Origin of the sequence: Jeotgalicoccus aerolatus, assembly GCF_014635205.1 — a bacterium.
Classification (GTDB): Bacteria; Bacillota; Bacilli; order Staphylococcales; family Salinicoccaceae; genus Jeotgalicoccus; species Jeotgalicoccus aerolatus.
Window position 1 is genome coordinate 100,138 of sequence record NZ_BMCN01000003.1, and the last position, 12,776, is coordinate 112,913.

Annotated in this window: 11 protein-coding genes; 10 read left to right on the forward strand and 1 reads right to left on the reverse strand. The window is 43.4% G+C overall.

Features of this window, described 5'->3' with window-relative positions:
- The first annotated feature begins 69 nt into the window (after nucleotides 1-69).
- From IEU81_RS08980 to aspA, 7 genes are all read left to right on the forward strand, one after another.
- Nucleotides 70-468, forward strand: coding sequence for a DUF1934 family protein (locus IEU81_RS08980; protein WP_092597887.1), 399 nt, complete (start codon nucleotides 70-72; stop codon nucleotides 466-468).
- 2 nt (nucleotides 469-470) lie between these two features.
- Complete coding sequence (gene argS, locus IEU81_RS08985; protein ID WP_092597884.1) at nucleotides 471-2,123, forward strand: arginine--tRNA ligase; 1,653 nt, start codon at nucleotides 471-473, stop codon at nucleotides 2,121-2,123.
- Between the two features lie 171 nt (nucleotides 2,124-2,294).
- Nucleotides 2,295-3,167, forward strand: coding sequence for an ABC transporter substrate-binding protein (locus IEU81_RS08990; protein WP_186089294.1), 873 nt, complete (start codon nucleotides 2,295-2,297; stop codon nucleotides 3,165-3,167).
- Nucleotides 3,160-4,113: a FecCD family ABC transporter permease gene (locus tag IEU81_RS08995; protein WP_092597878.1), complete on the forward strand. Its 954-nt coding sequence runs from the start codon at nucleotides 3,160-3,162 to the stop codon at nucleotides 4,111-4,113. The genes IEU81_RS08990 and IEU81_RS08995 overlap by 8 nt, the downstream gene beginning before the upstream one ends.
- Before the next feature lie 34 nt (nucleotides 4,114-4,147).
- A complete protein-coding gene (locus IEU81_RS09000) occupies nucleotides 4,148-6,106 on the forward strand; it encodes a S9 family peptidase (RefSeq protein WP_186089292.1) in 1,959 nt (652 codons plus the stop codon).
- An 18-nt stretch (nucleotides 6,107-6,124) separates the two neighbouring features.
- Complete coding sequence (locus IEU81_RS09005) at nucleotides 6,125-7,213, forward strand: aminopeptidase P family protein (protein ID WP_186089291.1); 1,089 nt, start codon at nucleotides 6,125-6,127, stop codon at nucleotides 7,211-7,213.
- Between the two features lie 21 nt (nucleotides 7,214-7,234).
- Nucleotides 7,235-8,644 carry an aspartate ammonia-lyase gene (gene aspA, locus IEU81_RS09010; protein WP_186089289.1) on the forward strand — a complete coding sequence of 470 codons (1,410 nt, stop codon included), beginning with the start codon at nucleotides 7,235-7,237 and terminating at the stop codon, nucleotides 8,642-8,644.
- A 107-nt stretch (nucleotides 8,645-8,751) separates the two neighbouring features.
- Here aspA and IEU81_RS09015 read toward each other — a convergent pair whose 3' ends face one another.
- Nucleotides 8,752-9,210, reverse strand: coding sequence for a hypothetical protein (locus tag IEU81_RS09015; protein ID WP_092597865.1), 459 nt, complete (start codon nucleotides 9,208-9,210; stop codon nucleotides 8,752-8,754).
- Nucleotides 9,211-9,364: 154 nt separating this feature from the next.
- Between IEU81_RS09015 and IEU81_RS09020 the strand changes: the two genes are divergently transcribed.
- From IEU81_RS09020 to IEU81_RS09030, 3 genes are read left to right on the forward strand one after another with little or no spacing between them, the layout of a single operon-like run.
- A complete protein-coding gene (locus tag IEU81_RS09020; protein ID WP_092597862.1) occupies nucleotides 9,365-10,714 on the forward strand; it encodes an IS1096 element passenger TnpR family protein in 1,350 nt (449 codons plus the stop codon).
- A gap of 11 nt (nucleotides 10,715-10,725) precedes the next feature.
- A complete protein-coding gene (locus IEU81_RS09025) occupies nucleotides 10,726-11,508 on the forward strand; it encodes a hypothetical protein (RefSeq protein ID WP_186089287.1) in 783 nt (260 codons plus the stop codon).
- A gap of 21 nt (nucleotides 11,509-11,529) precedes the next feature.
- Nucleotides 11,530-12,720, forward strand: coding sequence for an amidohydrolase (locus tag IEU81_RS09030; protein WP_186089285.1), 1,191 nt, complete (start codon nucleotides 11,530-11,532; stop codon nucleotides 12,718-12,720).
- The last annotated feature ends 56 nt before the right edge of the window (nucleotides 12,721-12,776 follow it).

The window sequence follows — 12,776 nt, forward strand, 5'->3', positions numbered from 1 at the left end:
TTTTTTAATATTTTTATAGGTCCGCCATACTTTCTATATGATATAATTTACGATACGCAGGTGATAAAAATGACTGAAAAAAAGACAGCAAAATATAAACTGACACAGCTGGTATTTATGCACGATGAAGAAACGAAATACGAACAGCAGCTGGACGTAGATATCATGCACAAAGAAGATACCTATTTACGGTATACAGAAGCGCTCGACGAACATGAATTAAACGTTACGGTCAGACTTGGAGACGGCTTCGTTAAACTTCAGCGTCGGGGCATTATAAATATGAATTTTTATTTTGAAGAAGGTGTCAAAACGGATACGTTTTACGACTCTCCGGCGGGCAGACACCACTTTGAAATTGTGACGCATACACTCAAACCAGAGACAGAAAAACTGGTCATTAAATACGATTTATTTGAAGCAGGTTCACTGCTCGGGAAATATAAATACACCTTGGAGAGGATTTAATTATGAACTTAAAACAGCAGTTAAAAGAAGCGATTGAAGCCGCGGTTAAAAACTCAGGCTTAGTTGAAACTGAAAGTATTCCTGAAATTAAAGTTGAAGTGCCAAAGGATAAAAATAACGGAGACTTTTCAACAAATGCAGCGATGACGCTGACAAAACTGGCACGTAAAAATCCGCGTGAAATCGCAGAGACGATTATCAGCAACATCGATAAAGACGCAGCAAGCATTAAAGAGATCAGCATTGCGGGACCGGGTTTTATCAACTTTAAAATGGATACAGCAGAACTCGCAAATGTGATTTACACCGTCCTCGACAAGAAAGAAAATTACGGCCGTTCAACGCTTGAAAACAAAGAAAAAGTGCTGATTGAGTTCGTCAGTGCGAATCCGACGGGCGACCTTCATATCGGGCACGCGAGAAATGCATCAGTGGGTGCGACATTGTCTAATATTTTAGACTTTGCCGGCTACGATGTGACGCGTGAATATTATATTAACGATGCCGGCAACCAGATTAATAATCTTGCTAAATCAATTGAGGCGCGTTATTTTGAAGCGCTCGGTGAGCCGCTAAATATGCCGGAAGACGGCTATAACGGCAAAGACATTAAAGTGATCGGTGAGGAACTGGCTGCTGACCACCCAGAGTACAAAGACTTAGCTGAGGCAGAACGTATTGCTAAATTCCGCGACTTGGGTGTTGAGTATGAGATGCGCAAGCTGAAAGCAGATTTAGAAGAATTCCGTATTAACTTTGATAATTGGTTCAGCGAAACATCACTGTATGAAAGCGGCGAAATCGATGAAGCGATGAAGACGATGACAGACAATGGTTACGTCTATTCAGCAGACGATGCAACGTGGCTTCGCACGACAGATTTTAAAGACGATAAAGACCGTGTCCTCGTCAAAAGTGATGGCACTTATACTTACTTAATGCCGGATATTGCTTACCACTTTGACAAAGTGGAACGCGGTTACGACAAGCTGATTAACTTATTCGGTGCAGACCACCACGGTTATATTAACCGCCTGAAAGCATCTCTCGGTGCTTTAGGCCAAAGCCCGGATAAACTCGAAATTCAAATTATGCAGCTGGTCCGTCTCCTTGAAAACGGCGAAGAAGTGAAGATGAGTAAACGTACAGGTAAAGCAGTGACACTGCGCGACTTAATCGATATGATCGGTGTAGACGCAGCACGTTACTTCATGATTATGCGTTCAACAGACACTCATTTTGACTTTGACCTGGATCTCGCACGCAGCGAATCGAGCGACAACCCTGTCTACTATGCACAATATGCACATGCAAGAATCTGCAGCATATTACGCCAGGCTAAGGAAAATGGATTTGAAATCGATGTTGAAGCACCTGTCGATATAATTGAAAATGAACAAGCACTTGAGCTGCTTAAAAAAGTATTGGAATTCCCGAACATCGTTCGCGGTGCAGCAGAATCACGCGCCACACAGCGTATTCCGAACTACATCCACGACTTGGCAGCGAGCTTCCACAAATTCTATAACGCAGAAAAAGTTCTCGGTGAAGATGCCGATAAAACCCGCGCTTATATTTTAATGATCGAAGCAGTACGCCAAACATTGGAAAACGCGCTGAAGTTGATCGACGTCTCAGCACCTGAAAAAATGTAAATCAAGATAAGATGACAGCCGGGGCACCCAAATTCAGGGTGTCCCGGCTATTTTTGTAATCTGTCGTGTGAAAATCTTAAACATATCTTGGTTTTCCTCTACATAAGCATGACAAACTTTAATATACTTAGGATAATGAAAAAAATCATATAAAAGGGCGTGCACATTTTAATGAAGACAGCTTACATATACATCAGCCTTTTAACTATCGTGCTGCTCGCAGCCTGTGGTGCAGAAACGAATGATCAGGCAGCGGTGACAGAAGATGAAGAAATGCGAATTATATCTCTGATGCCGAGCAATACAGAAATTATTTCTGAACTGGGTGCCAAAGAGAATCTTACAGCCGTGACTGTATCGGACAATTATCCCGAAGATTTAAGTGAAGATTTGACGCGGCTGGATAGTTTTGCCCTGGATGAGGAGGCGATGATGGCGCTTGAACCGTCGCACATTGTTTCTCATGCATCCGGTCATGATGCGAATAAAGATATTATCGACAGAGTCGCATCCAGCACAGGTGCAGAAGTGCTGGTCGTCGATGATGCACAGAAAATTGAAGAGATTTACAGCACGATTACTAATATCGGGGAGTTTATCGGTAAAGCAGATGAAGCGGAACGTTTGAATACAGAACTTCAAGAAACAGTCGGCAGTATTCAAGCAGAGTATGAAACGAAAGCGGCCAAAGGGGATGCGCTGCTTCTTATTTCAACGGCACCGGATATTTATATTGCGGGTAATGACACCTTCATGGATGATTTTCTACACACGCTGAATATCAATAATACTTTTGATGATTTAAACGGTTTTCCGGCAATTACATCTGAAGATCTGATCAGCCGCGCACCAAATACAGTGATTTCATCTCTCGGTATTTCTAATGACGAATTAACAAATGAATTAAATAATATTGCAGGTCTGCAAGGTGCGCCGATTACCAGCGAGGAAAACCAGTGCACGCCGAATCCGGATATCATTTCGCGCCCTGGCCCGAGATTTACTGAAGGATTGGCTGCCATCGCAGCGTGCGTATATGAATAAGACAAATAGTATACTGGTTCTGCTATTAATTGCCGGAGTCGTTGCCAGTGTATTTACGGGTTCTGTCAGTCTTAGCGAGATCGATAATATTCAGGCCTTCAGCATTATGCTGGATGTACGCTTACCGCGTGCTTTAATGGCGATACTGGTCGGCGGCGCGCTTGCCATGAGCGGGGCAGTGTTTCAAATTATTTTAAAAAACCCGATGGCTGACAGTTTCACACTCGGAATGGCAAACGGGGCGGTGCTGGGGGCAGCGCTGACTGTCGTAACGGTAATTCCAGTCGTTTTTGCACCGGTCATCAGCATCATTTTAGGTCTATTAAGCCTTGCGGCAGTGCTGGTTATTGCCAGGCGGCTGGATCTTGCCTACCGGCCGGAGACGCTGATCATTACAGGAATCCTGCTCGGCGCCCTGCTGTCGGGACTGTTGTATATCATCATCTTAATATTTCCAAATGATACTGCGAACATCGCCCGGTATATGTTCGGTTCACTCGGCGGTGCAAACTTTAGCCAGGTGTCAATCGTCTTATTTTTAACAGCCGTTTCATTTATTATTTTGGAGCGTAACGGCAAAGTACTGGACCTGCTAAAACTCGGTGATATTAGAGCACACGCACTCGGCGTAAATGTCAGTGTCATCCGGCCGGCCTTATTAGTCACGGCAGCTGTGCCGCCGCTCGTCGCTATCAGCTATACAGGCATTATTGCTTTAGCCGGCATTATCGTGCCGCAAATTATTTTATATATTAAACCGATGGCTTTTCGTCCGCTCTTAAAACGTTCTATTTTAATTGGCGGTTTATATATTCTCATCATCGATACGCTTGGACGGACGATTATCGCACCGCTTCAAATCCCGACAGGCATCATGGTTATGCTGTCTGCTGTGCCGATTTTTATCTTTTTACTTTATAAGCGAATATTAGTAAACGCACGATAAAGAATGTTATATTTATAAAAAAGGGGGAAGTTAAATGAGCAAAGTTTCAATTGATGATATTTTCAATATTAAGTCCGTGTCGTCGCCATTAACGGTGCCGAACACAGACAGGGTGACTTATCTTGTCACACAGACGGTTGAAGACAAGGATACATATTATTCATATCTTCATAACTACGACGGCAGGGGGAGCCTGCAGCTTACATATAAGAACGAATCGATTTCAGGGGTGAATCATTCGAACGACGGTACGATGACACTGTTCACTGCACCGGACGATACAGGCAAGTCACAGGTGTTTATCCTCCGTCATGCTGGCGGGGAACGCGAACAGCTGACATTCGAAGAAGACGGCGTATTTGGTGCGCAGTTCTCTCACGACGATTTGTCGGTGTATTACCACGTGTCATCTCCTCTGCAGAAAAAAGAGGAAACCAAAGACGATAAAGACCAGAAACCCGAAGCGGCGGTCATTACCCGTATGAAATATAAGAGCGATGGCGGTCCGGGACCATACGGTGTATTTCCCGAGAAATATACGGCAGTTAAATCTGTAAATATAAAATCAAAAGAAACTGAAACTGTCTTATCGGGAGAAGAAAATTATACGCTTCACGATGTTTTTGAAGGCGGTTTTATATACGCGACTGATCAGAGTGATCAGCCGGATTTTAACTTTGCTCAAACCTTATATATGCGTAAAGGAGAAGCAGATACACTAGTTAAAAATGATGCCAGTTTCATAAAGGCTGTAATGTCTCCGGATCAAAATAATATTTTAATGACGATGATGACGCGCAAATATAAAAATGCGACACATCCGCACATTGAAATATATGATGTGAATACAACAGACAGCATCGATGTTACAACGAAACTCGATAAGCCTGTCGGCGGTCTTGTGGTTCAGGATACTCAGCAAAACGCAGCAAGTAACTCTGCAGATTGGATTTCAAATACAGAATACGTCTTTTTAGTATCTGAATTCGGCAGTGTGAACTTATACAGAGGAGACGTGGAGGGCAGTATTCGTCCGCTCCTTCGCGGTGAGCACAATATCTTCGGTATGACTGCAGATCAGACGGCAGCGTATTTAACGATATCTACGCATGTGTCGCCGAGTGAGCTGTACAAATTTGACTTGGAAACAGAAGTGCTGACGCAGCTGACAGAAGAAAATCACGATTATGTCAGTCACAAAAATCTCGTCAAACCTGAAGCCATTGAGTTTTCCAGTTTTGATGACACTGTGATTCACGGCTGGTTTATGAAACCTGCCGGCTATGAAACCGGACAAGACTATCCGCTGATTACGAATATTCATGGCGGTCCGCATGCTTTATATGCCAATACGTATTTCCATGAAATGCAAATACTGGCTGCAGCAGGCTATGCGGTCTTGTTTGTCAATCCGCGCGGATCTCACAGTTATTCCCAGGAATTTGTCGACGCTGTCCGCGGCGACTACGGCAATGGGGATTACAAAGATATTATGGCTGCAGTAGATTTCATTACTGAAAAATACGACTGGCTGGATACCGATAATCTCGGTGTTACTGGCGGCTCTTACGGCGGTTTCATGACCAATTGGATCGTCGGACATACGAACCGCTTTAAAGCAGCTGTGACCCAGCGTTCAATCAGTAACTGGATCAGCTTTAGAGGGGTGTCGGATATCGGTTATTACTTTACAGACTGGCAAATTTTAGCCGGGCTGGATGATATCGATAAATTATGGCATCATTCACCTCTGAAATATGCAAAAAATGTGGAGACACCGCTCTTAATTCTGCATGGTGAAGAAGATATCCGCTGTCCGATTGAACAGGGTGAGCAGCTCTTTATCGAGTTGAAATCAAGAGGGAAAGAAACAGAATTCGTCCGTTTCCCGAAATCATCCCACGAACTGTCGCGCTCCGGCAAACCGAGCTTGAGAATGCAGCGGCTGTCACATATCGTACGCTGGTTCGATCAGTATTTAACTCAAAATTAATTGGAGGAGAATCATAACATGACAGAAAAAATCGAAGCGCTCAGAACAAGTGTGAAGACAGATTACTCTATTATTTCCGATCCGATGAATATATTTTACTTTACGGGTGTCCGTTTGGACCCGCATGAGCGGCTGCTTTTGCTGATTGTAAATAATAAAACGGGTGAAACGGCTTTGATTTTTCCGACGCTGGACGGGGAAACAGTCAGAGCCAATACGGATTTGACGACGTATTTACCGCATGATGACAAGGATGATGCGTTTCAGTATGTCTTTGAGACGATCGGTAAAGATCAGACTATCTCCGTGGAAGGCGAGCATTTAATTTACGCGAGATATTTACGTTTAATTGAAAAATACTCACCGGACAATATCAGCACGCTCGACAAAGAAGTGAATTACTTAAGAGGCAAGAAAAACGAACACGATAAAAAAGAACTGCTCCGAGCCGTAGAAATGACTGAAAAAGCACTGGATGACTTAAAAACAATTACCGTAGAAGGGAAAACTGAAATGGAGATTTCAGATTTTCTGGTGACGCAGTTTAAATCATATGGCGCAACAGGCCCGAGCTTCGGCCCGAGTGTGCTGACAGGTAAAAAGTCAGCGATGCCGCACGGTGATACGGGGACAGACGTGATTCAGCGGGGAGACTTCCTCTTAATTGACTTCGGAGTGGTGTCGGATACAGGCTATGTTTCTGATATGACACGGACGTTTATCGTGGGGGAAGCGACTCAAGAGCAGGAAGAGATTTATAAAACTGTGCTGAAATCAAATCTTGAAGGCATCAAAGCAGCACAAAAAGGGACAATCATGGGTGATATCGACCGTGCCTCGAGAGATATCATTGAAGCTGCTGGCTACGGGGAATACTTCATGCACCGGATTGGCCATGGACTCGGCCTGGATATACACGAAGCGCCTTCGGTCCACGGCAGTAACACGGATCGTCTTGAAGCGGGTCATGTCATTACGATTGAGCCGGGGATTTATAAACCCGATATCGGCGGTGTAAGAATAGAAGATATGCTGTATATTGGGGAAGACACAACGGAAACGTTAAACAGTTTTCCAAAAGATTTTGAATCGATGATTATTAAATAATTTATTAGGAGCTGCAGCAAAATGACAAACAAAACGAGAATTGAATCAGATTTTCTTGGAGAAAAAGAAATAGACGACTCGGCCTATTACGGCGTACAGAGTCTGCGTGCTTTAGAAAACTTCCCGATTACGGGCTACCGTTTAAACTCAGATTTAATCCGTGCCCTCGGCATGGTTAAAAAAGCAGCAGCACTTGGCAACTACGCGAACGGTGTGCTTGAAGAAGATAAAAAGAACGCCATCGTTCAGGCGAGCGAGGAAATTATTGAAGGCAAGCTGCACGAAGACTTTATCGTTGATCCGATTCAAGGCGGTGCAGGGACTTCGACGAATATGAACGCCAATGAAGTGATTGCCAACCGCGCTTTAGAAATTATGGGACGCGATAAAGGCGACTATGATTTTATCAGCCCGAATAATCATGTAAACATGTCTCAGTCGACAAACGACGCTTTCCCGACATCACTTCACGTCGGTCTGCTAATTCACGCTGAAACACTGCTTGAAACAATGAATACGATGCGCCAGGCATTTGAAGCTAAAGCGGTGGAATTTGATCATGTCATTAAAATGGGACGCACGCATCTGCAAGATGCAGTGCCAATTCGTTTAGGTCAGGAGTTCAGTGCTTACGCTAAAGTATTATCGAGAGATATCCGCCGCGTATCGAACTCGCTTGAGAACTTGTACGAAATTAATATCGGTGCGACAGCAGTCGGCACGGGCTTAAACGCGGACCAGAAATACATCGACACAGTGGTGGAAGAGTTGAGTAAGATTTCAGGCTACAAACTGAGATCAGCAGAAAACTTAGTAGACGGTACGCAAAATACGGATGCTTACACGGAAATTTCAAGTGCGCTTAAAATCTGTATGATTAATATGTCGAAAATTGCGAACGACTTCCGTCTGATGGCATCTGGTCCGAAAGCAGGCTTATATGAAATTAACTTGCCGGCACGTCAGCCCGGCTCTTCAATCATGCCTGGGAAAGTTAACCCTGTAATGGCTGAAGTGCTTAACCAGATTGCCTTCCAGGTCATCGGTAACGACCATACGATCAGTCTGGCATCAGAAGCAGGCCAGTTCGAATTGAACGTAATGGAGCCTGTTCTTGCTTTTAACCTGATTCAGTCAATCGATATTATGAATAATGGCTTTAAAGTGTTTACGGAAAGATGTATTGCAGGAATTACGGCGAATGAAGAACAGATGAAATCATATGTTGAAAACAGCATCGGCGTTATAACTGCATTAGTTCCGCATATCGGCTACAAACAAGCCTCTGCGATTGCCGTAGAAGCAATGCAGACAGGAAAACCAGTCCGTGAACTGTGCTCGAAATATGAAGTGCTGACAGAAGATCAGTTAAACCATGTCTTGAATGCATTTGAAATGACAAATATCGGTGTGTCTAAACTGCCGGAATAAGACTTTCTTTTATAAAAATCTCCCGTGCTTTCCCGGGGCATCGCTGAAGCCTGTAGTCTTCAGCTGATGCTTTTCCCCGAGGAGTCACGGGAGATTTTTAATCTAAATTATTCTTCTAAAAAGAGGTAGTGCTCATCGAGACCAAAGTTTCTATAAGCGTTTGTCAGTTGTGTTGTCTCGTCACCTTCGTCTAATTCACCATCAGATACCGTACCGCTATATGAAGCGTACTCTTCCTCACTTGCTTTAAATTCATCAAAATCAATTGACATCGAAGCATCCCCGTCTTCGACAGTAATCGATAAATGTTCATCTTCTAAAGTGTACTCCCCTGTATATGTACTGCCATTAAGCGAAAATGTAACATCTTTCGATGATTCAAAATCGAACACCGGCGTGTTTGAAGAGAACTTAAACTCTGCCGCCTCAGCTTCTTCCTTAGAAACTGTCGGATTGTACATTGATAACCCGAGTGTCTTACCTTCCAGTTCAGACTCTGAACCGCCAGCGCATCCAGTCAATGTCAGGAGTAAAATACTTATCATCATAACTAAAGATTTTTTCATAAAATATTCCCCTTATCTTCGTTGATAATTAAAATATACCATATACCTAATGCCATTCTTATAATATAAATAAGCGTCACCAGATGCATTTACGTCCTGATTACGTGTAAAATAGAAGTAATGATGAAGATAATTACGGCGGGAGGCACACAGGGTGGATATACAGACTTTTTATCAAACGTATTTAGGGGAGCATGAACTGGTCCGGGCCAGCTTATTTAATGCGGCGAATTTTACGACCAATGAGGCGCTGATTAAATATAAACTGGAAGAGCTCGAGTCGCAGACGGCTTTACATGAAATGTTCGAACATTTATCGATGGCAGAAGCTAAGCTGCTGCGGCGTTTATCGACTGAAGCGTCGCATGATAACGTACATAGGGTATCGTATTTACCAGGTAAATATCCGACACTCATCGACTACCAGTTTATATTGGAAGATAACGGCACGGAGGGTGTGATTCACTCAGAAGTGGTGAATATATTGAACAGTGCGCTCGAGCAAACGGGCATATTCCCGTACACACCGATGTCCATTCCGGGCAGTGAGACCATTGAACCGCAGGATGTTTCAAAGCTTGAGAAGATATATAACGGGCCGATTTACTGGCTGTATAATAATTTAACCTTTATCGAACTGAGACGGGTCATGTCTAAGCTGAATATTAAGTCGGCCGGGCAGTATAAGGATGATTATTTAAATGAAGTCATCGTACATTTAACGTCACCTGATTATTTGCCGGTGGCGCTGAATCAGCTGGATGATGTGTCGTTTAGCCAGATTAAAGATAATGTCAAAAAAGATTACTCGGTCTATGAAAATCATCCGCGCTGGCAGACGGCGCTGGAATCGGGCCTGCTGGTTAAAGTGCATCCCGATTATTTAGTGATGCACCGCGACGTACTGAACGCTTTAAAACAAGTAAATTTTAAGCAGATCGGCAAAGAGGTTCAGACAGAGACGCTTGAAAATTACAACGCCTACAATGTCACCTTTACGATTAACGGGCTTGAAAATATTTACCGGACGGTTTCAATCCCAAGCCGGCTGAACTTTTTAGAGCTGGAAATTATTATTTGCGAAGCATTTGGCTGGAATAATATCGGCAGCGGCGAATTCATGACGGATCGTGCGTTGATTGCATCTGAAGATGATGTAAACAAAAATGCTCTGATGCTGGATGTGTATTTAACGAAGGAACATATACAGTATCTTTACGACTCGGATGATGATTACGTTGTCGATGTAAGGCTGGATTCAGTGACGAATATTACGAAGCCGATTCCTGAAGTTGTCAGCTACGGCGGTGAAGTGCCGATTGAAAATATCGGCGGAGTCGATCAATTGCTTGAAACTTTAAACATTTTGCAGGATAAACACCATCCTGACTATGTGCGTGTCTATTCTCATGCCCGTACGAAAAACTACCGGGAACGTTATCCGGTCAGTGCGGTCAATAAAAAGCTCGCACGTCTGTTTAACAGAGGAAACCCTATCACTTAAGGAGGATCACGATGGATTTACGAACATTTTATAATACCTATTTAACTTATGTTCATTTGGACAAAGTGGGTGAATCCTTATCTCAGCTTGAAAAAATAGTAGAGGAAAAAATCGAAGAAGCCAGTTCTGATGATTATTTAACTTTACTTGGAGACAGTTTAAGAATTGAAGAAATTGAGCTGATTAAACGCTATTCCAATGCATTAACCGGAGACAATCTGATTAAAATGCCGTTTAATCCTGAAGAGAATCCCTTTTTAATTTATAACCACCATCTTTTATATATCGGCGACGGCATGGCTGTCATGCACGAGGAAGTCATCGACGGTATATTGAGAAACTTCGGCTCAACGATTTATTTGCCGCCGCTGCCTGAAGGGATTACTATATCAAATGTTAATTTAAATAATGCAGAGTACACGACGACTGTAAATCTGCTGGATTATCCGATTATTGAATTTTACGATTTGCTCTTAACTGAAGATCATATGAATCTAGTTGCAGAAAATCTGGATCTCGATTTAGACGAGTATCAGACCCGCCCGCAAATTATTAATGCCATTTCTAAGCGGCTCGTCAACACATCCTACATGGAAGAAAAACTGAAGCTGTTTGAACCCGAAGAGGTGGCGCGTTTCAGTGACAAGATCAGCCGGGGCGAAGTTTTGTTTACAGAAGAAGAGGGTATGTGGGATACGTTCCTTGCTACAGGTATCGTGATGCCATATTTACCTCACGCTGCCATACTTCCGCTAGTGTTGTTTCACTTCTTTAGAGAAGAAATTTTTAATTAATTCTAAAAAGGGGTAATGGACATGTCATTAAAAGATAAATTATTTGAAAAGCTCGAGCAAAATGAAGAACGTATGGTTGAAATCAGACGGCACTTGCATGAAAATCCTGAGCTGTCATTTAAAGAAGAGAAGACAGCGCAGTTTATCGAAGAATTTTATAAAGATAAAGACGTCAGCCTGACAGCGAATGCGGGCAACGGCTACGGTATTATCGTTGAAATTGAAGGCGGTGCCGGAGACGGGCCTGTCATTGGTATCCGCGCAGATTTTGATGCGCTGCCGATTACTGAAGAAGCGGACGTTGAATTTAAATCGAAAAATGACGGTGTCATGCATGCTTGCGGACACGACGGTCATACTGCTTATATGTTAATTTTAGGCGAAGCATTAATCGATTTGAAAGATGAATTAAAAGGGACAATCAAAATCATCCATCAGCATGCTGAAGAGATCCCGCCGGGCGGTGCGAAGAGCATTGTTGAATCCGGTATTCTTGATGATTTAGATGAAGTCTACGGCATTCATCTGTTCCCGACCTTGGATCTCGGCGATATTACCGTTTGTCCGGGTGAAGCAATGACCGGCCGTTCTAATTTCGATCTTAAAATTCAAGGATCAGGCGGTCACGGCGCTATGCCGCACACGACACATGATGCCTTAGTTGCGGGCGGATATTTCGTAACATCAGCACAGACCATCGTATCCCGACGCATGAATCCGGGAGATTCTGTGGTCGTCTCCATTACAGCATTTGAAGCACCGGGCGGGTATAACGTTATTCAGGACAGCGTGACACTGCGCGGGACTGTCCGCTACTTGTCGATGGACAATAGAGAGCCGGTCTATGAAGAAATGGCTAAGCTCGTTAAAGGACTGGAAACAGCTTACGATGTTGAGTGTACTTTGGATTATGTGTACGATTATCCTGTGCTCTACAATACGGAAGAGAAAATCGATGAAATTGAAGAAGTGCTGACTGCAAGTCAGGGCTCATACTTTGAAAAAGTATACCGCGATAAACCGCAGGCCGCTTCTGAAGATTTTGCGTATTATCTGGAAAAAATCCCGGGTGCCTTCATCTTCGTTGGGGCTAAACCGGACGGCGTAGACACTGCCTATCCGAATCACCACCCTAAATTTGAAGTGAATGAAAAATCTCTGCTGATTTCTGCTAAAGCAATGGCTGAAATTGTGCTGAATAAACTGGGATAATATAGAAAAAAAGACTGTGACGTAAATAATCCGTACGTTAGACTTCGAGGAGTCTA

Excerpts from the sequence above, each read along its gene's own strand:
- IEU81_RS08980 (WP_092597887.1), top strand. The coding sequence starts at position 70 with ATGACTGAAAAAAAGACAGCAAAATATAAACTGACACAGCTGGTATTT.
- argS (WP_092597884.1), top strand. The coding sequence starts at position 471 with ATGAACTTAAAACAGCAGTTAAAAGAAGCGATTGAAGCCGCGGTTAAA.
- IEU81_RS08990 (WP_186089294.1), top strand. The coding sequence starts at position 2,295 with ATGAAGACAGCTTACATATACATCAGCCTTTTAACTATCGTGCTGCTC.
- IEU81_RS08995 (WP_092597878.1), top strand. The coding sequence starts at position 3,160 with ATGAATAAGACAAATAGTATACTGGTTCTGCTATTAATTGCCGGAGTC.
- IEU81_RS09000 (WP_186089292.1), top strand. The coding sequence starts at position 4,148 with ATGAGCAAAGTTTCAATTGATGATATTTTCAATATTAAGTCCGTGTCG.
- IEU81_RS09005 (WP_186089291.1), top strand. The coding sequence starts at position 6,125 with ATGACAGAAAAAATCGAAGCGCTCAGAACAAGTGTGAAGACAGATTAC.
- aspA (WP_186089289.1), top strand. The coding sequence starts at position 7,235 with ATGACAAACAAAACGAGAATTGAATCAGATTTTCTTGGAGAAAAAGAA.
- IEU81_RS09015 (WP_092597865.1), bottom strand. The coding sequence starts at position 9,210 with ATGAAAAAATCTTTAGTTATGATGATAAGTATTTTACTCCTGACATTG.
- IEU81_RS09025 (WP_186089287.1), top strand. The coding sequence starts at position 10,726 with ATGGATTTACGAACATTTTATAATACCTATTTAACTTATGTTCATTTG.
- IEU81_RS09030 (WP_186089285.1), top strand. The coding sequence starts at position 11,530 with ATGTCATTAAAAGATAAATTATTTGAAAAGCTCGAGCAAAATGAAGAA.